The sequence below is a fragment of the Pantoea sp. XY16 genome, from assembly GCF_025153065.1.
Classification (GTDB): Bacteria; Pseudomonadota; Gammaproteobacteria; order Enterobacterales; family Enterobacteriaceae; genus Pantoea; species Pantoea alfalfae.
Genome location: NZ_JANZNP010000004.1, coordinates 269464 through 292618 on the forward strand (window position 1 = coordinate 269464; position 23155 = coordinate 292618).

Sequence of the window (23155 nt, forward strand, 5' to 3'; positions counted from 1 at the left end):
ATAAAAGCGGAAACTTTTCGTGACAGTTAACGGTAACGGCATTCTGAGAAGCCCGTCACATCAGCGTTTGTCGATGTGTGCTTCATCCATAATGTTTGTGGGTGTAAAACTGCTCGGATGAGTTCCCTTCAGCACAAAAAATGTTAAAATTGACACCAGTCAATAATCGTCGAGCAAACCATTATGATCCCTGAAAAACGCAGCATTCGTCGTATTCAGTCGGGCGGTTGTGCCATTCACTGCCAGGATTGCAGCATCAGTCAGCTCTGCATCCCCTTCACGTTAAATGAACATGAGCTGGATCAGCTCGACAATATCATTGAGCGTAAAAAACCAATTCAGAAAGGGCAAACCCTTTTCAAAGCAGGCGACGAACTGAAATCTCTGTATGCGATTCGTTCCGGCACGATCAAAAGTTACACCATTACCGAGCAGGGTGATGAGCAAATCACCGGTTTCCATCTGGCGGGCGATTTAGTCGGCTTTGATGCCATCATGGGTTCCAGCCATCCCAGCTTTGCGCAGGCGCTGGAAACTGCAATGGTCTGTGAAATCCCGTTTGAAACCCTGGATGACCTGTCAGGAAAAATGCCTGCCCTGCGTCAGCAGATGATGCGTCTGATGAGCGGTGAAATCAAAGGCGATCAGGATATGATCCTGCTGCTGTCGAAGAAAAATGCCGAAGAGCGCCTGGCGGCGTTTATCTGGAACCTTTCCCGTCGTTTCGGCCAGCGCGGTTTTTCTCAGCGTGAATTCCGCCTCACCATGACGCGTGGTGACATTGGTAATTACCTGGGCCTGACGGTTGAAACCATCAGTCGCCTGCTGGGTCGTTTTCAGAAGTCCGGTATGCTGGCGGTGAAAGGGAAATACATCACTATTGAAAACCACGCCCTGCTGGAAGAGTTAGCCGGTCAGAGCCATCAGGCCGCCTGATCCGCAGCCGGATCAATAAATCTTATTTTGTTGATCCGGCAGTAACTTTTTCCCTTCTTCCGCTGTGCAACATAGGCTATCTTTATTCCAGTCGCTCTGGTTTAAGGAGAACGCCTCATGTCCCAGTACCAAAATATTCTGGTCGCCATTGATGCCCAGCAAGACGATCAGCCCGCGCTGCGACGTGCGGTCTATCTGAATCAACGCATTGGCGGAAGGATCAAAGCCTTTCTGCCTATCTATGATTTCTCATACGAGATGACCACCCTGCTTTCGCCTGACGAACGCGCATCAATGCGCCAGGGCGTCATCAGCCAGCGCACTGAATGGATCCGTGAGCAGGCCCGCGCTTATCTGGATGCCGGTGTCGAAATTGACATCAAAGTGATCTGGCACAACCGTCCTTTTGAGGCCATCATTCAGGAAGTGCTTGCCCATCAGCATGACCTGGTGCTGAAGATGGCTCATCAGCATGATCGTCTTGAATCCGTGATTTTCACCCCGACTGACTGGCATCTGCTGCGTAAATGCCCGTGTCCGGTCTGGATGGTCAAAGATCAGCCGTGGCCGGAAGGCGGTAAAGCTATTGTCGCGGTCAATCTTGCCAGTGAAGAGCCACATCACGATGGCCTGAATCAGAAGCTGATTCGTGAAACGGTGAAACTGGCAGAAAAAGTGAATCAGACCGAGGTGCACCTGGTCGGCGCTTATCCGATTACGCCTATCAACATCGCTATCGAACTGCCGGACTTTGATCCCAGCGTTTATAACGATGCGATTCGTGGTCAGCATCTGGTGGCGATGAAAGCGCTGCGGCAGAAGTTCTCGATTGGTGAAGAGTTCACCCATGTGGCTAAAGGCCTGCCGGAAGAAGTCATCCCGGATCTGGCGGCGCATCTGGGTGCTGGTGTGGTGGTGTTGGGTACCATAGGACGTACAGGCCTGTCGGCAGCCTTCCTGGGTAATACGGCGGAACAGGTGATTGATCATCTGCGCTGCGATCTGCTGGCGCTCAAGCCTGACGATTTCAAATCGCCGATTGACCTGGATGATGAAGAGGATGAGGAGGATTGATTCTCCCCTGATAGAAGACGGGCGGCGGATTAGCCGCCCTTTTTTTATTACAGCGCTTTGAGAATGGCTTCCACGCTGGCTTTGGCATCGCCAAACAGCATCTGACTATTCTCTTTGAAGAACAGCGGATTCTGTACGCCAGCATAACCGGTGTTCATTGAGCGTTTAAACACCACGACATTGTGCGCTTTCCACACTTCCAGTACCGGCATGCCCGCAATCGGGCTGCGGGGGTCATCCTGCGCCGCCGGGTTAACCGTGTCATTGGCACCGATAACCAGCACCGTGTCGGTGTCGCTGAAATCGTCGTTGATCTCATCCATCTCCAGCACCACGTCATAAGGTACTTTGGCCTCGGCCAGCAGCACGTTCATGTGACCCGGCAGACGCCCTGCCACCGGATGAATGCCGAAGCGCACGTTGATGCCGAGTGCACGCAGTCGGGCAGTAATTTCCGCAACCGGGTACTGCGCCTGCGCCACTGCCATACCGTAGCCAGGGGTAATAATCACCGAGCTGGATGCCTTGAGCATCTCTGCGGTTTCTTCAGCTGTGATTTCACGATGCTCGCCCGCTTCCTGACTGTCATCGCCGCTGCTGACTTCCGTGCCAAACCCGCCCGCAATCACGCTGATGAACGAACGGTTCATCGCTTTGCACATGATGTAGGAGAGAATCGCACCCGACGACCCCACCAGTGCACCGGTTACAATCAGCAGATCGTTGCTCAGCATAAAACCGGCAGCGGCAGCGGCCCAGCCTGAATAGGAGTTCAGCATCGACACCACAACCGGCATGTCCGCGCCGCCGATAGAGGCAACCAGATGCCAGCCAAACGCCAGCGCAATCACTGTCATCAGGATCAGTGCAAACACCTGAGCACCCGTGCTGCTGGTGTTAACAAACCACAGCAGCAGCAGGAACGAGACGACCAGCGCCAGCAGATTCAGCTTGTGACGATGCGGTAACGCCAGCGGTTTTGAAGAGATTTTGCCGCACAGCTTGCCAAACGCTACCAGCGAACCGGTGAAGGTGACAGCACCAATAAAGATACCGATAAACACTTCGCTCAGATGGATATTCTCCATCACGGCTGGCAGGCCAGGCGCGTGGTCGATGTAGCTGTTGATGCCGACCAGCACAGCGGCCAGGCCGACAAAGCTGTGCAGAATCGCGACCAGCTCCGGCATTTCTGTCATTTCGACTTTCTTCGCCAGACGAATCCCGATAGCGCCGCCAATGACCATCGCCAGCAGGATCCAGACGACATTTCCGCTGTCCGGGCCAAAGATGGTGGCAACCAGCGCAATCGCCATGCCGCTGATACCAAAAATATTCCCGCGCTTTGAGGTCTCGTGACGCGAGAGACCCGCAAGGCTACAGATGAAAAGAATTGCAGCCACAATATAGGCTGCAGTGACTAATCCGCCAGACATGTGTTACCCCTTACGAAACATTTTCAGCATGCGCTGGGTGACGGTAAAGCCACCAAAGATATTGATGCTGGCAATCAGCACGGCAATAAAGGAGATAAAGGTGACCCAGCCACCGTGGCCCATCTGCAGTACCGCACCGATGACGATAATGCCGGAGATGGCGTTGGTAACGGACATCAGCGGCGTATGCAGCGCGTGACTGACGTTCCAGACCACGTAATAACCCACCACACAGGCGAGCGCGAACACGGTAAAGTGGGAGAGGAACTCAGCTGGCGCTACGTTTGCGAGGCAGCCAAACAGCACGACAGCCAGTGCGATCAGCAGGTAGTTACGCCACGGAGACACAGGCTTTGCTTCAGCCTTCTCTGCGGGTTTCTGGGCTGCCGGTTTAGCCTGTGGCGCAGCAGAGACCTGAATCGGCGGTGCTGGCCAGGTGACTTCACCCTCACGCACGACAGTCACGCCCCGCACCACTACATCGTCGAAATCGACCTGGATTTCGCCATTTTTCTCTTTACACAGCAGCTTAATCAGATTGACAAGGTTGGTGCCGTAAAGCTGGGAAGATTGAGTTGCGAGACGGCTGGGCAGATCGGTATAACCGATAATTTTCACGCCGTTAGGCGTTACGGTCACCTGATCAGCGACGGTCAGCGCACAGTTGCCGCCGGTCTGCGCCGCCAGATCAACAATTACGCTGCCTGGTTTCATGCTGGCGATCATCTCTTCGGTGATCAGTTTCGGTGCCGGTTTACCTGGGATCAGCGCCGTGGTGACAATGATGTCCACCTCTTTAGCCTGGCTGGCAAACAGTGCCATCTCCGCTTTAATGAACGCCTCGGACATGACTTTAGCGTAACCATCGCCACTGCCCGCTTCCTCTTCGAAATCGAGTTCAAGGAATTCGGCACCCATACTCTGCACCTGCTCTTTAACTTCAGGGCGGGTATCAAAGGCCCGGACAATCGCGCCCAGACTGCCCGCTGCACCGATCGCGGCCAGCCCTGCCACACCGGCCCCAATCACCATAACTTTGGCCGGTGGCACTTTTCCGGCGGCGGTGATCTGACCGGTAAAGAAGCGTCCAAATTCATGGGCGGCTTCGACGATAGCGCGATAACCGGCAATGTTCGCCATCGAGCTCAAAGCATCCAGCGACTGCGCCCGCGAAATACGCGGTACCGAGTCCATTGCCATGACGGTGACCTGACGCGCAGCCAGCTTTGAAAGCAGGTCGGGATTCTGTGCAGGCCAGATAAAGCTGACCAGCGTGCTGCCCGCCCGGGTGAGCGCAATCTCATCCTCATCCGGTGCATTCACCTTCAGAACGATATCGGACTGCCATACCTGTTTCTGGTCGCAGAGTGTGGCACCTGCTGCTCTGTAGCTTTCATCATCAAAGCTGGCGCGTTGACCGGCGTCATGCTCCAGGGTGACGCTGAAACCCAGCTTAATGAGTTGTTCCACGGTCTTTGGCGTGGCAGCCACGCGCGACTCGTTTGGCAACCTTTCCTTGGGGATTCCAATTAACATAGTGTTTCCTTTCATCGGTTAAGGATGATGGCCCGGATCTGCATGACGACATCGCAGCTAAAACAGCGTTTCAGCGACTTATAGTCGGAATGCATGTATTTCAAAGTGTTTATAACCTACTTAAAATGTGACGAGCGATCCAGAGCAGCTACGCAGAGTAGTGACATTCACATGATTATTCAGGATTCTGCTAAAAAAGCTGCGTAATCCCACTGCGAAACAGTCCTGCAAGCAGATAATCTGCCAGAATAAATTGTGCCCGGCCGAATTAACCTTCAATAAAAACCTTTATTTAACAATGCATTAACTGTTTAAGCGCTAACAGTTACCGCTTTTAATGGTAACCCGCACGAAAACACGCCATAACTGTGTTTGATGACAAACAAATGAAAAAATCATGGTTGAATAACGCGATCTGACACAAAAAATCGCTGCGACAGTCTGTTTATAACATGCAATAATCAGCGGCTAATCTGTTATACATCAAGAGTCCAGCACGTTTTCGTACTCATTTTTGCGTAAGGCGAAGGATTATTTTTATGAAGCTGAAGAACACTATTCTGGCGTCCACTCTGTTGTCTCTGCTGGCAGCCAATGCATTCGCTGCGCAGGAGTTAACGCCAGAAAAAGCGGTCGCGCTGAAGCCATTCGAACGTATTAATATCACCGGTCGTTTCAACGCAATTGGCGACGCAGCCGATGCGGTCTCTAAGCGTGCAGATCAGATGGGCGCTGCCTCTTATTACATCCAGGCGATCAACGACAGCAACGGCAACAGCGGTAACTGGCGCGTCACGGCTGACCTCTATAAAGCTGATGCCCCGGCAGCCACCCAGTCCACGACCTACCGTCGTTTCAATGGCGTCAATGAACTGCCAAAAGCAGAAGCGTATAAGCTTGAACCGTTCGATACCGTTTCGGTCAGCGGCTTCTTTGCCAGCCAGCCGGATGTGAACGACGCGATTTCAAAAGCGGCTAAACAGAAAGGCGCGGCCTCCTTCTTTATCGTTCGCCAGATCGATGCCAACAGCGGCGGCAATCAGTATGTCACCGCCTATGTTTATAAAGCGGATGCTAAAGAACGCAAGGTGCAGACACCGAATGCGATTCCTGCCGATTCAGAAGCGGGTAAAGCCGCTCTGGCTACCGGTGGCGCTGCGGCGGCTAACGTCGAGATTCCAGGCGTGGCCTCGTCTGAAACGCCAAGCAACAAAGTGGGCCGTTTCTTCGAAACCCAAAGCTCTACCGGCAAGCGCTATACCGTCAATCTGCCAAACGGTAAATCCGTACAGGAAGTGAACGCAATCACTGCCGCGCAGATGCAGCCGTTTGATACCGTCACCTTCACCGGGCACTTCGGTACACCAACGGCGATTTCAGAAGAAGTGGCAAAGCGTGCAGCCGATAAAGGTGCCAAGTTCTACCACGTCACCCGTCAGTGGCAGAACCAGAGTGGCGGCAACCTGACCGTTACGGCTGACCTGTTTAAGTAATCCCTCCAGGGCGGCACCCGCCGCCCTGCTGTTTGCATAATTCCTGCGCTGTTTTGCATAGTCACGCATTGCCATCCCCTGCCACTCTCCGTAAAATCCTCCGCCTGTTTACCGGATATTGTCCCTGTATTCTGCCTTTGGTGTGACATAACCCAGCGACAGAATCCGATTTACCCAGCCATATATGCTAGCGGGAAGGTAGTTTTGGAGAAAAAATTAGGTCTCGGTGCGCTGACGGCGCTGGTGCTCAGCTCAATGCTGGGCGCAGGCGTGTTCAGTCTGCCGCAAAACATGGCCGCAGTGGCCGGTCCGGCCGCGCTGCTGCTGGGGTGGCTGATTACCGGTGTCGGCATTATTTTTCTGTCGCTGGCGATGCTGCTGCTGACCCGCCTTAAGCCCGAACTGGACGGCGGCATCTTTACCTATGCACGCGCCGGGTTCGGCGAACTGATGGGCTTCTGTTCCGCCTGGGGCTACTGGCTATGCGCCGTAATCGCCAATGTCTCCTATCTGGTGATTGTCTTCTCTGCCCTGAGCTTCTTCACCGATACACCCGACCGGATTATCTTTGGTGATGGCAATACCTGGCAGGCGATGCTGGGTGCGTCCGTGCTGCTGTGGCTGGTTCACTGGCTGGTACTGCGCGGCGTGCAGACCGCGGCCAGCATCAATCTGATGGCGACGCTGGGCAAGCTGGTGCCGCTGCTGCTGTTTATTGTACTGGCGGTGATGGCGTTCAACTATGATCGTTTCCGCTTCGATTTTTCCGGTGTCACGCTGGGAAAACCGCTCTGGGAGCAGGTTAAGCAGACCATGCTGATTACCCTGTGGGTCTTTATCGGGGTTGAAGGTGCTGTGGTCGTCTCTGCCCGTGCACGCCAGAAAAAGGATGTGGGCCGCGCAACCTTATTCGCCGTGCTGGCTGCGCTGCTGGTCTATCTGCTGGTGACACTGCTGTCGCTTGGCGTGGTGCCGCGTGCTGAACTGGCTGAAATGCGTAACCCGTCAATGGCCGGATTAATGACCCGACTGATGGGGCACTGGGGCGATGCGGTGATTGCGGTGGGTCTGATTGTTTCCGTGTGCGGTGCCTATCTGAGCTGGACGATTATGGCCGCGGAAGTGCCGCTGATTGCCGCGCAACAGGGTGCTTTTCCCCGCAGTATCGCCCGGCAGAACCGCCATAACGCGCCAGCTGCCTCGCTGTGGCTGACCAACGGCAGTATTCAGCTCTGCCTGATCCTGATTGCCCTGACCGGTGCTGACTATAACAACCTGCTGACCATCGCCTCGGAGATGATTCTGGTGCCCTATCTGCTGGTGGGGTTATATCTGATCAAAGTGGTGCGCGGACAGCATAAGCCGCTGGCGATGGCAATCGGTGTGGGTGCCAGCGTGTATGGCATCTGGCTGTTGTACGCCTCGGGACCCATGCACCTGATGATGTCAGTGGTGCTTTACACACCGGGCCTGCTGCTGTTTCTGTTTGCACGACGCGGCGGCCGCGGCGATATTGCGCTGACCTCGCTGGAGCGCATTGCGATGGGATTGCTGATTGCCGCGACATTGCCCGCCGTGTGGGAGCTGACGACTTAAAGCCCGATAAAAAGGGGTCTCAGTGTGCCTGCACTGGGATGGATACACACAGCAGGTCATCCTGCTGTGTGAGGTTCAGCGGCTTCGCATACTCATAGTGGATGGCATCCAGCTGCTCCGCCGAAAGCGGATAAGGGAGCTGGATATCAAAGCGACTAATATGTTGTTGTTCTGCGAGAGTAATCAGGCGCGCGATATTAATTTCGTCGCTAACCTGAGTGGAAATGATTTGTAATGCTAATTCTTTTAACGGGTCGTCACTGCCCTGTAAACGGTGTGCCGATTTACGTGTCACCATGCCAAATATCGGCATCACACCATAAATAGCATCGACGAAGCTCCAGCGCTTTTTGCAGGAAGCGGAAAGAAAGTCACTGTAATTGAAGCAGATGCGGTCAGGGTATATGGCTGATGCCAGCTCTTTATCAGACACACTAACGCTCCTCATGGTAATCATCAATATCCCAAACCTGGCGCAAAAAGGCCGCGCTAATGATTGCACATTTTGCCGGTTATATACCAGCAAGCCACGGATATTTCGTGCGATAACGTAGAGCTCAGGACCAGGAAAAGATATGCTTTCATTCATCCCTGACTCTGCCCTGTGAACTATGAACAAAATTGTTTATGTAGAAGATGAACCCGAAGTGGGTTCGCTGATTGCGGCCTATCTTGGCCGTCACGATATTGAAGTCATTGTTGAAACACGCGGCGACCGTGCTGAAGCGGTCATCGCCGAACAGCAGCCCGACCTGGTGATGCTGGATATCATGTTGCCGGGCAAAGATGGCATGACCATCTGTCGCGACCTGCGGGCCAACTGGCAGGGACCAATCGTGTTGCTTACCTCACTGGACAGCGACATGAACCATATTCTGGCCCTGGAGATGGGTGCGCAGGATTACATCCTGAAAACCACACCACCCGCTGTGCTGCTGGCCCGCCTGCGCCTGCATCTGCGCCAGTCCCAGCATGGGCAGCCGGAAGATGCGCCTGCTGCGCCTGCCGCGAATCGTATGCTGCGTTTTGGCTCGCTGACCATTGATGCCCTGAACCGTCAGGTGACGCTGTTTGACGAGCAGATCGCCCTCTCCACTGCGGATTTCGATCTGCTGTGGGTTCTCGCCAGCCATGCAGGTCAGACGCTTAACCGTGATGCACTGTTGAAAACATTGCGCGGCGTCAGTTATGACGGCCTGGACCGCAGTATCGACGTGGCCATCTCCAGGCTGCGTAAAAAGCTCCACGACAGTGCCACCGAGCCGTTCCGCATTAAAACCATCCGCAATAAAGGCTATCTGTTCGCACCCCAGGCCTGGGATACGCGCGAATTATGAGAAAGCTTTTTATTCAGTTCTATCTGCTGCTGTTTGTCTGCTTTCTGGTCATGGCGCTGCTGGTGGGTCTGGTCTATAAGTTCACCGCTGAGCGCGCGGGCCGGCAGTCGATGAATGATCTGATGGCCAGCTCGCTCTACCTGATCCGCAGCGAACTGCGTGAGATCCCGCCGCGTGACTGGAACAAAACCATCAAGAGTCTTGATCTCGGCCTGTCGTTCGACCTGCACATTGAGCCGATGAACAAATATCAGCTCGATGAGACCAACATGCGGCGGTTACGGGCAGGCGAGATCGTGGCGCTCGACGATCAATACACCTTTCTGCAGCATATTCCGCGCAGCCACTATGTCTTATCGGTGGGGCCGATTCCCTATCTCTTTTATCTGCACCAGATGCGACTGCTGGATATTGCTCTGCTGGTGTTTATTGGCATGTCGCTGGCGCTGCCGGTATTTATCTGGCTCCGCCCGCACTGGCAGGAGATGCAGCGCCTGGAAAAAGCGGCACAGCGCTTTGGCCGGGGCGAACTGGATGTACGTACCCATTTCGACAGCACCTCCAGTCTGTTCCGGCTGGGTATCGCCTTTAACCAGATGGCCGAGAACATCAACACGCTGGTCGCCAGCAAGAAGCAGCTGATTGACGGTATTGCCCATGAGCTGAGAACGCCGCTGGTACGCCTGCGCTACCGGCTGGAGATGAGCGATAACCTTACGGATGGCGAACGGGTGGCGCTGAATCGCGACATCGGCCAGCTTGAAAGCCTGATTGAGGAGCTGCTGACCTATGCGCGTCTTGACCGGCCGCGCCTCGATCTGAATCTTAAATCGCTGGATCTGGCCAGCTGGCTGAGCGAGCGGCTGGACGATTTCCGCACCATCAACCCGGACATGCGACTCGACCTTGATCTGCCGCAGCGTGAAAACATCGGCATTTCTGACACCCGATTGATGGAGCGGGTGCTGGATAACCTGGTGAACAACGCGCTGCGTTATGCGCAGCAGCGACTGCGCGTCAGTTTATGGTTCGACGGTCCGGTCGGTTGTCTGCAGGTTGAAGATGACGGCCCGGGCATTCCGCCCGACGAACGTGAACGGGTTTTCGAACCTTTTGTCCGGCTTGATCCCAGCCGCGATCGCGCCACAGGCGGCTGCGGACTGGGCTTGGCCATTGTTCACTCCATTGCCCAGGCACTCAGCGGCAACGTAACCATTGAGTCCAGCCCGCTGGGCGGTGCCAGCGTTCGCTTTTGCTGGCCGGTTGATCTAACCTTGCGTGAAATTCCGCTGCGTTAAAATCCACAAGGAGTCTTACGTGACCTCAGCGTATCAACAACTTACCAAAACGTTCCAGCGCCTTTCCCGTTTCAGTCACGTCACGGCCATCGCTGGCTGTGACATGCAAACCACTATGCCACCTGGCGGCAGTCAGGCGCGTGGTGAAGCGCTGGCCGAAATGAGCGTATTACAGCACCAGATCCTGACCGCCCCACAGGTCGGCGAGTGGCTTAAAGCCGCCGAGCAGCAGTCGCTGAACGATGTCGAGCGGGCCAATCTCAACGAGATGCAGCGCGCATATCATCAGGCCACCCTGCTCCCTGATGATTTTGTTGAAGCCAAATCGATCGCCGGTTCCGTATGTGAACATGCATGGCGCACTCAGCGTCCCGCCAACGACTGGCAGGGCTTTGCCGCCAACCTCAAAGAAGTCGTACGACTGAGCCGCGAAGAGGCCCAGCGCCGCGCTGACGCCCGTGGCTGTTCGCGTTACGATGCGCTGCTGGATCTCTATGAGCCGGGTATGAGCCGCGCCCGACTGGATAAAACCTTTGGCGAGCTGAAAACCTGGCTGCCCGATCTGCTGCAACAAGTCGTGGAAAAACAGGCACAGCAGTCATTTATCACGCCGCACGGGCCGTTCGCCATTCCAGCGCAGCGTCAGCTCGGTCTGAGCATTATGGAGACGCTGGGTTTTGACTTTAACCATGGCCGCCTCGACATCAGTGCGCATCCCTTCTGTGGCGGCGTCCCGGAAGATGTGCGCATCACCACCCGTTACAACGAGAATGAATTTCTCAGCGCCATGATGGGCGTGATTCACGAAACCGGTCATGCCCGCTATGAGCAGAATCTGCCGCAGCAGTGGCGCGGTCAGCCAGTGGCGCTGGCGCGCTCCACGGCTATTCACGAATCACAAAGCCTGTTTATGGAGATGCAGCTGGGTCGCAGCCGCGAATTCCTGCAGCGCATTTTACCGCAGGTGATCGCTACCTTTGGCGATCAGCCCGCTCTGCAGGCGGATAATTTCGTGCGCCTGACCCAGCAGGTGAAACCCGGCCTGATCCGGGTTGACGCAGATGAACTGAGCTACCCGGCGCATGTCATTCTGCGCTATGAAATCGAGCAGGCGCTAATTGAAGGCGAGATTGAGGTTGAAGACATCCCGGCGCTGTGGGATGAGAAGATGATGCAGTCACTGGGTCTGGATACCCGGGGTAATTATCGCGATGGCTGTATGCAGGATATCCACTGGACCGACGGCGCATTTGGTTACTTCCCGACCTATACGCTGGGCGCGATGTATGCCGCACAGCTGTTCCGGTCAGTTCAGAAGGCCATCCCTCAACTCAGCGAGCTGATTCAGCATGGTGAACTGCAGCCGGTATTTGACTGGCTGCAACAGAACATCTGGCAGCACGGCAGCCGTTTCTCCACCGACCAGTTGCTGATCAATGCTACCGGCGAAGCGCTGAATCCGGCTCTCTTCCGCCAGCATCTTGAACAACGCTACCTGAATAGCTAAGCTTCCGGGCGGTCTGCTGACCGCCCTTTTCCGCCTTTGTACAATCGGTTACACGCCGATACCAAACACCCACGGACACCGTTCATTGATTTCCCTATAGTCTCTTCACCGGCCCCGCAGTGGGCTACACATGAAAAAACAGTCTCCGAGGGATTTGCAATGAAAAAATTATTTGCACTGGTTGTCGCCGCTGCTATGGGTATGTCTTCTGTTGCTTTCGCTGCTGACACCACAGCTGCTCCAGCTGCTGCGCCAGCCGCAACAACAACTACCGCTGCAGCACCGGCTAAAACCGTTCACAAAACTGCGCACAAGAAACACCATAAAGCAGCTCAGAAAGCCCAGGCTGCTAAGAAACACCACAAAAAAGCAGTGAAAAAAGATGCCGCGCAGAAAGCGCAGGCGGCTAAAAAAGTGCACCACAAGAAAGCGGTAAAACCTGCTGCACAGAAAGCGCAGGCGGCTAAAAAAGTTCACCATAAAAAAGCAACTAAACCAGCCGCTCAGAAAGCCCAGGCTGCTAAAAAAGTTCACCATAAAAAAGTAACTCAGCCAGCTGCTCAGAAAGCGCAGGCCGCTAAAAAAGTTCACCACAAAAAAGTTGTGAAACCAGCAGCTAAAAACTAAGGTCGCCTTCAGCGCACGGCCACGAGATGATAATTAAAAACACCCGGTTATGCCGGGTGTTTCTTTACTGGAGTGGATGAAATGACGAGAGTGGATGAAATAGTGCGTCGCTATCGCTTCGAAATTATTCTGCTTGTTATGATCCTGTGTGGCATTGTTGCAGCCAGCTTTTTTATTTAGCCGCTGTAGCGTACTGATTAACCAATAAAACTCCCTTTTTCAACGCTCACCGACTATAGTTACCGTACTTACGTAATAACAATAACGTTAATTTTTGTCGCCATTGAGATTTCTATGCGCCTGGCTACCCTGTTAATGGTTGGACTCTTCAGCTTTGCCACCACGGTTCACGCCGATGATGACGATGACTCGCCTACTCCTGCTGAAATTAAGATGCTGTTCTTCGGCAAGGATCATCGCCAGGCAATCACCGATATTACCGCTGCCCCCTGGGATGCCATTGGTCAGCTGGAAACCGAAAGCGGCAACCTCTGTACTGCCACGCTCATCTCTCCGCATCTGGCGCTGACGGCCGGACACTGTCTGCTCTCTCCACCGGGTAATTTCGATAAGCCGGTGGCACTGCGATTTATGGCCAGTGATAAAGGCTGGCGTTACGAGCTTCATGATATTGATGCGCGCGTTGAACCCTCGCTGGCGTCAAAATTAAAAGCGGATGGTGAAGGCTGGATCGTGCCGAGCAGTGCTGCGCCCTATGATTATGGCATCGTGATTTTACGCAATCCGCCCTCTGCAATTACGCCGATTCCATTGTTCGATGGCTCACGCAGCGACCTTACTGCGGCGCTGAAGCTGACCGGACGCAAAGTGACGCAGGCAGGCTATCCGGCCGATCATCTGGATACGCTCTATTCTCACAGTGATTGCCTGATTACCGGCTGGGCGCAGCGTGCCGTGCTGTCGCATCAGTGTGACACCCTGCCGGGCGACAGTGGTTCACCGCTGCTGCTCAAAAGCGATAAAGGCTGGCAGTTAATCGCGGTACAAAGCTCAGCACCGGCAGCGAAAGATCGCTATCTGGCTGACAATCGCGCGATTTCGGTCACCTCGTTTAAAGATAAGCTGGAATCTCTCGCGCAGTAGCCTTCCCAACCCTTCACTGTTGATGCGTGCCTGTTAAGGCACGCATCCTGGCTTTTATCCTGCTATCTGCTCCATTGTCTGCAGAATTCGCTTATCTGAGATGGGGTACGGCGTACCCAGCTGCTGAGCAAAGAAGCTGATACGCAGCTCCTCAATCATCCAGCGGATATTCTGCACCTCTTCATCATCCTGACGCTGTGGCGGCAATTTGTTGCGCCACGCCTGATACGCCTGTTCCACTGCCTGCACTTTTAACATGCGCGCACGATCGCTGTGTGGATCGGCAGGCAGTTTTTCCAGCCGACGCTCAATGCCATGCAGGTAACGCAGCGTATCCGCCAGCCGCTGCCAGCCGTTTCCGGTGACAAAGCCGCGGTAGACCAGGCCACTTAATTGCGCCTTGATGTCGGACAACGCCAGCGCCATCGTCATATCGACCCGGCCCTTCAGACGCTTATTGATGTTGAAGACGGCCGTCAGGATCTGTTCAACCTGCTTCGCGATGGTCACTACAGTCTCATTGAGTTCGCCGCGAACTTTGTCACGCAACTGCTCAAATGAGGTCTGATCCCAGGCCGGACCGCCCGCTTCATCCATCAGTTTGTCGATGCCGCAGGCGATGCAGTCATCAATCAGCTCCAGCACTTTGCCATAAGGGTTGAAGTAAAGTCCGAGCTTGGCTTTGTTCGGCAGCTTCTCGTGCAGATATTTAACGGGTGACGGCACATTCAGCAGCAGCAGACGACGCTGACCGCGCCACATCATTTTCTGCTGCTCCTGCTCGCTGTCAAACAGGCGAATGGCGACGCTCTCTTTCTCATCGACCAGCGCAGGCCAGGCTTTGACCTGATAGCTACCGCGCTTCTGTTCGTAGCTGCGCGGCAGTTCACCAAAGCTCCAGATATGCAGACCACTCTGCTCCAGCCCGTCATCTGCCACTTTCGATAGCGTCTCCTGCACTTTGCCTTTCAGCTGTGCCTTGAGCGCGGTGAGATCTTTGCCTTCCAGCAGTTTGCGGTTGTGCTCATCCAGCACACGGAAGGTCATTTTCAGATGATCGGGCACCTGTTCCCACTGCCAGTTTTCCCGCTCCAGCGTGACACCAGTCATGCGGCGAAACTCACGCGACAGCGCATCGAGCAGCGGCATCTCCATTGCGTTGACACGCCCCAGGAACGCCTCGGCGTAGTTGGGTGCCGGCACCAGGTTGCGGCGCAGCGGCTTGGGCAGTGACTTAATCAGCGCGATGATCAGCTCACGGCGTACGCCCGGGATTTGCCATTCAAAACCGCTATCTTCAATCTGATTCAACAGCGGCAGCGGAATATGTACCGTCACGCCATCCGCATCGGCCCCCGGCTCGAACTGGTAACTCAGCTTCAGTTTAAGGTTGCCCTGATGCCAGAAGTTAGGATAATCAAGCTGGCTGACCTTATCCGCGCCCTCTTTGATCAGCATCTGTTTGTCGAAGTTCAGCAGCTCCGCGTTTTCACGGCTGGCCTTTTTCCACCAGCTGTCGAAATGCTTCGCTGAAACAACCTCTTTGCCAATGCGCTGGTCATAAAAAGCAAACAGCGTTTCGTCATCTACCAGAATATCGCGACGGCGGGATTTGTGTTCCAGATCTTCGACTTCACTGCGCAGCTTCTGGTTAGCACGGAAGAAAGCATGTCGGGTCTGCCAGTCGCCCTCCACCAGCGCGTGACGGATAAACAGCTCACGACTCAGAGTGGGATCAATGCTTCCATAGTTCACCTTGCGCGCGGCGACAATGGGCAGACCATAGAGCGTAACCTTCTCGGCAGCCATTACCGCGCCCTGCGATTTCTCCCAGTGCGGTTCACTGTAGCTGCGTTTAATCAAATGCTGCGCCAGCGGTTCAATCCACTCCGGTTCAATGCGACCCGCAGTGCGGCCCCACAGGCGGCTGGTCTCGACCAGTTCTGCCACCATGGTCCATTTCGGCGGTTTTTTAAACAACCCGGAGCCGGGGAAAATCGAAAAGCGGGTATTGCGTGCACCGGTGTACTCCTGCTTGTCGGTGTCCTTCTGGCCGATATGTGACAGCAGACCGCTGAGCAGCGCGCAGTGAACAGGCTGCAGTTCAGCCGGCTCGCTGTTAACCGAAATGCCCAGTTCGCGCACTACCTGCCGCAGCTGGGTATAAATATCCTGCCATTCCCGCACCCGCAGATAGTTCAGGAAGTCACTTTTGCACTGGCGACGGAAGAGGTTGCCGGACAGCGCTTTCTGCTGCTCCGCCAGGTAGTTCCACAGGTTCACATAGGCGAGGAAGTCGGAATCTTTGTCGGCAAAGCGCCGGTGCTTCTCATCGGACGCCTGCTTTTTCTCTGCCGGGCGCTCGCGCGGGTCCTGGATCGACAGACCGGCAGTGATGATCATCACTTCACGTACGCAGCCAAATTTCTGCGCTTCCAGCACCATCCGCGCCAGACGCGGATCGACCGGCAGCTGTGCCAGCTGACGCCCGGACCCGGTGAGTTTGTAGTGTCCGCTCTCCTCATTCAGGGTCAGCGCGCCCAGCTCTTCCAGCAGGCGGATGCCATCCTGAATATTGCGCTTATCGGGCGCTTCCACAAACGGGAAGGCGGCGATATCGCCTAGTCCCAGTGAGGTCATCTGCAGGATCACCGACGCCAGGTTGGTGCGCAGGATTTCCGGATCGGTAAAAGCCGGACGGCTCAGGAAGTCATCTTCCGAGTAGAGGCGAATACAGATACCATCCGAAACACGACCGCAACGCCCTTTTCGCTGGTTAGCGGAGGCCTGCGATATCGGCTCAATCGGCAGGCGCTGCACCTTGGTGCGGAAGCTGTAGCGACTGATACGCGCCGTGCCAGGATCGATGACATATTTGATGCCCGGGACCGTCAGTGAGGTTTCCGCGACGTTGGTCGCCAGCACGATGCGACGGCCACTGTGCGACTGAAATACCCGGTTCTGTTCCGCGTTCGACAGTCGCGCATAGAGCGGCAGCACTTCGGTGTGCGGCAGGTCGCGTTTGTTCAGCGCATCGGCGGTATCACGGATTTCGCGCTCACCGCTCATGAAGATCAGGATATCGCCGCGACTCTCGCGTCCCAGTTCATCCACCGCATCAAAAATCGCCTGCAGCTGATCGCGATCGCCATCATCCGCTTCTTCAACCACCGGCCGGTAGCGCACTTCGACCGGATAAGTCCGGCCGGAGACTTCAATCACCGGCGCGTTGTTGAAGTGCCGCGAGAAGCGCTGCGGATCGATGGTCGCCGAGGTGATAATCACTTTCAGATCGGGGCGGCGCGGCAGCAGCTCACGCAGATAACCGAGCAGGAAATCGATATTCAGGCTGCGCTCGTGCGCCTCATCAATGATGATGGTGTCATATTGCATCAGCAGGCGATCCTGCTGGATCTCCGCCAGCAGGATCCCGTCGGTCATCAGTTTAATCTGCGTCAGTTCGCTGACCTGGTCGTTAAACCGCACTTTATAGCCGACACAGCCACCCAGTGAGGTGCTGAGCTCATCAGCAATACGGTTCGCCACGGTGCGCGCAGCCAGACGGCGCGGTTGCGTATGACCAATCAGACCCGTGATACCGCGTCCCAGCGCCAGACAGATTTTCGGCAGCTGCGTGGTTTTACCTGAGCCGGTTTCACCCGCAACAATCACTACCTGATGGTTGCGAATCGCGGCGGCAATATCCTGCTGTTTCTGACTGACCGGCAGATTGTCCGGAAAGGTAATGGCTGGCGTAGCCGCGTGGCGCTGGGCCACGCGCTGTTCAGCAGCAATAAATTCCTGCTCCAGCTCACGGGCAATGCCCTGCTGTGCCTCGGAATTTTTAGCTTTTCTGGCACCCTGCAAGCGGCGCTGCAGACGCTGGCGATCGCGCAGCATTACACCGTCGAGCCGTGGCCAGAGCGCTGCCAGTGGGGAAGTATCGGGAGATGACATAATAGTGACGTACCTTACTCAGACGGTGTCGCTGCGAGAAGCAGCGCCCTGCAAGCCGGGATAACCAGCTGATTCAATAAAATAATTGTGCGCATCATAGCACATTCTGAACCGTTCCGGCGGCTGGCCCCGGTTACGCTTATTCAATAAATTCGAACATGGGTCTCGAAATATTGCGCTTTCACCGCGCCATTGATAACCGTAGAGTGTAAACCATTGAGCGGAAAGTCTTCCGCGTAACAGACAGGAAACCACCATGACCAAAGTTTTAGTTCTGAAATCAAGCATCCTTGCAGGCTACTCACAGTCAAGCCAGCTCGCTGACTTCTACGTTGAACAGGCAAAGGCACAGGGTAAAGAAGTCACTGTACGTGATCTGGCCGCTAACCCGATTCCGGTTCTGGATGGTGAGTTAGTGGGTGCAATGCGCCCATCCGAAGCGCCACTGTCACCACGTCAGCAGGAAGCACTGGACCTGTCCGATGAACTGATTGCAGAACTGCAGGCTCATGATGAAGTGGTGATTGCCGCGCCAATGTACAACTTCAACATCCCGACGCAGCTGAAAAACTATTTCGACCTGATTGCCCGTGCTGGCGTGACGTTCCGCTACACCGAAGCAGGTCCGGAAGGTCTGGTTAAAGGCAAAAAGGCTGTGGTGATCTCCAGCCGTGGCGGCATTCATAAAGATACCCCAACCGATCTTCTTACCCCATACGTTAAGCTGTTCCTGGGCTTCATCGGCATCACTGACGTTGAGTTCGTGTTTGCTGAAGGCATCGCTTACGGTCCTGAAGTGGCCAGCAAAGCGACCGCTGAAGCGAAAGACGCTATCAAGCAGATCGTGACGGCATAAGTCTCACTCATCTCAGGATGACGCTGTAAAAGACCGGGCCATGCGCCCGGTTTTTTTTCGCCGGTTACTGACTGCTCTGTGCCACTTTTCTCAGCCACTGACCGTTAATGCCGCGCACATATTCTCCCGCTGCCGCACGGCCCACCAGCTTCTGTCCGGCAATACTGGCGATGTCAGCCGTGGAGAGATTATTCTGCTCTGCCAGCCGCTGATACTCCTGCTGACGTCCGGCATTAATCCGCTGCACCAGCGCCAGCGTTTCACTGTCCTGCGAACGTGCCGCCAGATAGCCGGAAAGCGTTTCACCTGCCCGGCCCGATTGCCGCGCCTCATCGAGCGTCAGTGCCCAGGCAGGCTGAGCTATCGCCAGGGCGAGGAACAGCGCCGCGCTTATGCGTTTCATCGTTGCTCTCCTCAGAACAGACCGCTCTGGTTTTTCAGTAACGCTTCCACATCTTTATCAACTTTAATGTGGATCTCATGCTCGATTCTTACGTTCATATTGATGGTGATGGGATCTTTGGGTGCCGTGACTTCAATGCGCGGCACGCAGCCGATGCTCAGCAGTCCGGCTGCCAGAACCAGTAGTGCCCTCAGGCTCATGGTGAAGTGTCCTTGTTCGATGGCAAAGTCGCATGTTGCTCTAACCAGGATTGCAAATTATCGCCAAAGCGCAGGCTGCGCCAGAGCTGAAACAGGTTTTCCTGATGATGATAGTTGAGATTAACCGTCTGACGACGGTTACTGAACTGGCTCACGCCCTGCACCTGCGCCTCCATAGTGAGGTCGCCAAGATTATCCAGATTGATCGTGGCCCAGCTGCGGGAGACTTCCATATAGCGTAACCAGTCCAGCGCGGCGCCCGTCGCCACGTTATTGCCGGTAATGGCATCTGCCATATCTTTATCCAGCCGGAAGGTCAGCGGACCGCTGTTGGCAATCCACCCTTTCTCCACCAGCCAGCGTGGGTTATTGAGCCACAGCGGAAGCTCACCGTTAACCTTGCCCGACATGGCGAACTGTTTAGGCTTCAGCGCCGTGACAAGTTCGCTGAGGCTGATTTGACGCAGCGACACCCGGGCTGGCTCATGCTGAGGCATACGCAGGGATGGCAGCGTGATTTGTCCGCCCAGCAGATCGAGGCTGACATCCTGCAGCGTCAGCGGCGCCTGTTCAGACCATGGCCAGTTCCCCTGCAGGTCGGCGCGAATGTTCTGCATCGCAAACTGGTTCTTAACCTCGGCAATGCGCAGTGATACCGGGCCGTGCTGCCCAAACTGCCACTGCTGATCATGAAATCGGAACGGCAGCGAGAAGTCGATACCGTTCACCTGGCTGTCAGGCGTCCAGACGCTGCCCTGTCTGACCGTCCAGTGGCCTCCGGCCTGGAAGCCCTGATCGCTGGCGGCGGAAAAAGCGACCTGTGCCTGCAGACTGCCGCCCTGAATCTGCATTTTCATGTCGGGGCTGAGCAGTGGCTGAAATACTGTCAGCGACTGAGCGGGCCACCAGGCCTGGCCGCGTAACCGTTCGCCGTCCCAGCGACCATTCACACGCAGCGGGCCGACCTTGCCCGCTTTTAACTCGCCCCGCCAGAGGAAATAGCCGGGATCACGACCTTTAGCCTCAAAGTCGAGCATGGAATCTGCCAGATGTCCGCCATAGCTGAAGCGGGTCTCTCCTGCCTGCAGGCGGAAATGCCCATTGAACGCCGGATGCGCCGCATCACGCTGCCAGTCTACCGGTGCAGTCAGCGTCAGACGCGGTTTTGCTATGTTGACGCTGCCGTACGCCAGCTGATTAAAGCCGGCAGACAGGGTGTCAAGATGGATCAGCGTATCGTGCCAGCCACCGGTTCCTTTAACATCCCAGCGCGCCTGCAGCGGCAGCATCTCGCCTCCGCCCCAGTAGCGCCAGTTCCATTCGCCCTTATCGGGCCAGAAGTCTGTGGCGCGACCATCGAGATGCAGCCGGAAGCGGCCAAAACTGGCATCGTGTGCGTTGAGAATCGCCTGCAGGCGACCATCAATGCCCTGTGAGGAGAGCCGCACACCCGCCAGCGGCCAGCGCGCCTCGTCCACTTCCAGCGTTGACAGCAGCCGACCGCGCAGACGCAGCAGCGATTTAGGTTGCAGCACCAGCTGAGGATCGAGTAGCGATCCACTGAGCACACCAGGAATCGAGCCATAAAGTTGCAGAGCGGCCAGTTTGCTTTCACCGGTCAACTGAAAGGGAAGGTTGCTGTTGGTCAGGCTGAGGTTACCAGGACCTATGCCCAGCACCACGTTGCCCTTGCCGCCGCGTCCCTGGGTCAGCAGGTTAACGCGACCGCTAATCTGGCTACTTTCAAGGCCAGACTGCCAGTTATCCAGCGTCAGGTTAACAAACCCTGATAGCGGCTGAGCCTCCAGCGGCCAGAAGTATTCGCCCTTTTCAATCCGAATCTGATCGCGGCTGATCTGCCACGGCAGTCTGAGAAGCGGCCTGGTCACTTCGGCCATTGCCACGCGTAGCTCGCCCTGCTGCTGCTGCCAGTTAAGCGTCAGCTTCAGGGGATGCGGCAGCGCGTCCAGCGCCAGCTGTCCGGTCACATCGCCGTTCACCGGCAAATCAGTGGCAAAGGTGGGTAACGCCAGATGACCACTCAGCGTGACGGGGTCAGGCAGTGCAGGATGGGTGAGCGTCAGGCGACGGATAGCGAGCTGCTGACCGGTCAGCGTGGCCGCCAGCTGCAGATTATCGCCCTGGTAACTGAGTTGCTGGCGATCTTTTTCCAGCGTCAGATCCAGCGCGCCCGCATACGTCTGCCACGGCGTAACGATTAATTTGCCCAGATGAACGTCGGCGCCAGGCAGCATTGCCTGCCATTCGGCTAGCGTTTTGGGCGCAGCCGTACTGTTACTGGCAGGTAATTGTTGCAGGCAGGCGCTATCCAGCGTCAGCGCTTCAGCATTGAGTTTCCAGCGTGACTGATGCCAGCCCAGTGACACCGCCTTTACGGTGGCCAGTGAGCAATCGCCAGCGAGATAACGGATCTGAGGTAACCACAGGCCACCTTCACGCCAGCGGGGTGCGCCTGACAACGCAATGCGCGTCCCGTCAGGCAGCCAGATGCCGGCCAGCCGCGGCAGCCATTGCGTCACAGTTAAGATCAGGCCGAGCAGAAGCAGGATAACCGCCAGAATGGCCGCCAGCCGTCGCCGGAAAATCCGTGGCATAAAAGCCATAATCCTTTTCCTTACAATATCCTGACAACGATGATGGCATGTAATCTGCCAGAGGTGAAGGCCTGCGCCAGGCGCAAATCAGCAGTTTCAGCAAAGTCGGTCAGAAAACGTTATCCTTGGTTTATCACTCTGCAGGAGCATAACAATGAAGATCGCGGTTTACAGCACTAAACATTACGATCAGAAATACCTTGAGCAGGTCAATCAGCAGTTCGGCTTTGAACTGGTGTTTTATGACTTTTTACTCTCTGAAAGCACGGCTAAAACCGCTGTGGGTTGCGATGCCGTCTGCATCTTTGTTAACGATGACGGCAGCCGTCCGGTACTGGAAGAACTGGCCGGACTGGGTGTGAAATACATCGCGCTGCGCTGTGCCGGTTTCAATAATGTCGATCTGGCTGCGGCGAAAGAGCTGGGTCTGGAAGTCGTCCGGGTTCCAGCCTACTCACCAGAAGCGGTGGCTGAACATACGATCGGCCTGATGATGACCCTGAACCGCCGTATTCATCGCGCTTATCAGCGTACCCGTGACGCGAACTTTTCGCTCGATGGGCTGACCGGCTTCAATATGCACAACAAAACTGCGGGCGTTATCGGCACCGGTAAAATCGGGATTGCGACGATGCGCATTCTGAAAGGTTTTGGTATGCGGTTGCTGGCGTTTGATCCTTACCCAAGCGAACAGGCACTGGAGCTGGGCGCGGAATATGTCGATCTGAAGACGCTGTTCGCTGAATCTCACGTCATCACGTTGCACTGCCCGCTGACGCCGGAGAATCATCATCTGCTTAACGCCGACGCGTTTAAACAGATGCGCGATGGCGTCATGATTATCAATACCAGTCGCGGTGGTCTGATTGATTCACAGGCGGCCATTGACGCGCTAAAACAGCAGAAAATCGGCGCGCTTGGCATGGATGTCTACGAGAATGAACGCGATCTGTTCTTTGAAGATAAGTCGAATGATGTGATTCAGGACGACGTATTCCGTCGTCTGTCAGCGTGCCATAACGTTTTGTTCACTGGCCATCAGGCGTTTTTAACCGCAGAAGCGCTGACCGCCATTTCTGAAACGACGCTGAGTAATCTCAGCCAGCTCGATCGGGGTGAAAACTGCCCGAACCGACTCTCAGCCTGACTGTTCTCGGTGTGACTGCGCGGGCCGGAGAAA

Annotated in this window: 18 protein-coding genes; 11 read left to right on the forward strand and 7 right to left on the reverse strand. The window is 55.5% G+C overall.

Annotated features, from left to right (window positions below; all coding sequences use genetic code 11):
• Positions 1–183 precede the first annotated feature (183 nt).
• Together N1689_RS05885 and uspE are read left to right on the forward strand one after the other, a co-directional pair.
• Positions 184–936 (forward strand): FNR family transcription factor, encoded by a 753-nt coding sequence (locus tag N1689_RS05885; protein ID WP_010244686.1) that lies wholly within the window; start codon positions 184–186, stop codon positions 934–936.
• A gap of 117 nt (positions 937–1053) precedes the next feature.
• On the forward strand, positions 1054–2010 hold the full coding sequence (gene uspE, locus N1689_RS05890) for a universal stress protein UspE (protein WP_013357947.1): 957 nt from the start codon (positions 1054–1056) through the stop codon (positions 2008–2010).
• 47 nt (positions 2011–2057) lie between these two features.
• Here uspE and pntB read toward each other — a convergent pair whose 3' ends face one another.
• Together pntB and pntA are read right to left on the reverse strand one after the other, a co-directional pair.
• The gene (pntB, locus tag N1689_RS05895; protein WP_260058253.1) at positions 2058–3446 is read right to left on the reverse strand and encodes a Re/Si-specific NAD(P)(+) transhydrogenase subunit beta; all 1389 of its coding nucleotides are present in this window, start codon (positions 3444–3446) and stop codon (positions 2058–2060) included.
• Positions 3447–3449: 3 nt separating this feature from the next.
• Entirely contained in the window at positions 3450–4982 is a 1533-nt protein-coding gene (pntA, locus tag N1689_RS05900; protein ID WP_161735172.1) for a Re/Si-specific NAD(P)(+) transhydrogenase subunit alpha, read from the reverse strand.
• Positions 4983–5521: 539 nt separating this feature from the next.
• Between pntA and ydgH the strand changes: the two genes are divergently transcribed.
• Positions 5522–6475, forward strand: a complete 954-nt coding sequence (gene ydgH / locus N1689_RS05905) for a DUF1471 family protein YdgH (RefSeq protein ID WP_260058254.1) — start codon at positions 5522–5524, stop codon at positions 6473–6475.
• Positions 6476–6679: 204 nt separating this feature from the next.
• Entirely contained in the window at positions 6680–8071 is a 1392-nt protein-coding gene (locus N1689_RS05910; RefSeq protein ID WP_222925438.1) for a basic amino acid/polyamine antiporter, read from the forward strand.
• 19 nt (positions 8072–8090) lie between these two features.
• Here N1689_RS05910 and N1689_RS05915 read toward each other — a convergent pair whose 3' ends face one another.
• Positions 8091–8504 carry a hypothetical protein gene (locus tag N1689_RS05915; protein ID WP_161735178.1) on the reverse strand — a complete coding sequence of 138 codons (414 nt, stop codon included), beginning with the start codon at positions 8502–8504 and terminating at the stop codon, positions 8091–8093.
• 178 nt (positions 8505–8682) lie between these two features.
• Here N1689_RS05915 and rstA point away from each other — a divergent pair, with 178 nt between their 5' ends.
• From rstA to N1689_RS05940, 5 genes are all read left to right on the forward strand, one after another.
• Positions 8683–9408 (forward strand): two-component system response regulator RstA, encoded by a 726-nt coding sequence (gene rstA, locus N1689_RS05920; protein WP_013357953.1) that lies wholly within the window; start codon positions 8683–8685, stop codon positions 9406–9408.
• A complete protein-coding gene (gene rstB, locus N1689_RS05925; RefSeq protein ID WP_260058255.1) occupies positions 9405–10706 on the forward strand; it encodes a two-component system sensor histidine kinase RstB in 1302 nt (433 codons plus the stop codon). The genes rstA and rstB overlap by 4 nt, the downstream gene beginning before the upstream one ends.
• A 19-nt stretch (positions 10707–10725) precedes the next feature.
• Entirely contained in the window at positions 10726–12213 is a 1488-nt protein-coding gene (locus N1689_RS05930; protein WP_260058256.1) for a carboxypeptidase M32, read from the forward strand.
• Between the two features lie 159 nt (positions 12214–12372).
• Positions 12373–12840, forward strand: coding sequence for an acid resistance repetitive basic protein Asr (gene asr / locus N1689_RS05935; protein ID WP_260058257.1), 468 nt, complete (start codon positions 12373–12375; stop codon positions 12838–12840).
• A 294-nt stretch (positions 12841–13134) separates the two neighbouring features.
• A complete protein-coding gene (locus N1689_RS05940; protein ID WP_008925243.1) occupies positions 13135–13944 on the forward strand; it encodes a serine protease in 810 nt (269 codons plus the stop codon).
• A gap of 54 nt (positions 13945–13998) precedes the next feature.
• Here N1689_RS05940 and hrpA read toward each other — a convergent pair whose 3' ends face one another.
• Positions 13999–17901, reverse strand: a complete 3903-nt coding sequence (gene hrpA / locus N1689_RS05945) for an ATP-dependent RNA helicase HrpA (RefSeq protein ID WP_260058258.1) — start codon at positions 17899–17901, stop codon at positions 13999–14001.
• Positions 17902–18157: 256 nt separating this feature from the next.
• On the opposite strand from hrpA, the gene N1689_RS05950 reads away from it, so the two are divergent.
• Positions 18158–18757: an FMN-dependent NADH-azoreductase gene (locus N1689_RS05950; RefSeq protein ID WP_161735191.1), complete on the forward strand. Its 600-nt coding sequence runs from the start codon at positions 18158–18160 to the stop codon at positions 18755–18757.
• A gap of 64 nt (positions 18758–18821) precedes the next feature.
• Here N1689_RS05950 and N1689_RS05955 read toward each other — a convergent pair whose 3' ends face one another.
• The 3 genes from N1689_RS05955 to N1689_RS05965 are packed head-to-tail and all read right to left on the reverse strand — an operon-like array spanning position 18822 to position 21984.
• Positions 18822–19160, reverse strand: coding sequence for a YdbL family protein (locus N1689_RS05955; protein WP_161735194.1), 339 nt, complete (start codon positions 19158–19160; stop codon positions 18822–18824).
• Positions 19161–19171: 11 nt separating this feature from the next.
• Positions 19172–19360 carry a YnbE family lipoprotein gene (locus N1689_RS05960; protein ID WP_260058260.1) on the reverse strand — a complete coding sequence of 63 codons (189 nt, stop codon included), beginning with the start codon at positions 19358–19360 and terminating at the stop codon, positions 19172–19174.
• Positions 19357–21984 (reverse strand): YdbH family protein, encoded by a 2628-nt coding sequence (locus N1689_RS05965; RefSeq protein ID WP_161735196.1) that lies wholly within the window; start codon positions 21982–21984, stop codon positions 19357–19359. Before N1689_RS05965 ends, N1689_RS05960 begins: the two co-directional genes overlap by 4 nt.
• Positions 21985–22129: 145 nt before the next feature.
• Between N1689_RS05965 and N1689_RS05970 the strand changes: the two genes are divergently transcribed.
• The gene (locus N1689_RS05970; protein ID WP_161735199.1) at positions 22130–23122 is read left to right on the forward strand and encodes a 2-hydroxyacid dehydrogenase; all 993 of its coding nucleotides are present in this window, start codon (positions 22130–22132) and stop codon (positions 23120–23122) included.
• The last annotated feature ends 33 nt before the right edge of the window (positions 23123–23155 follow it).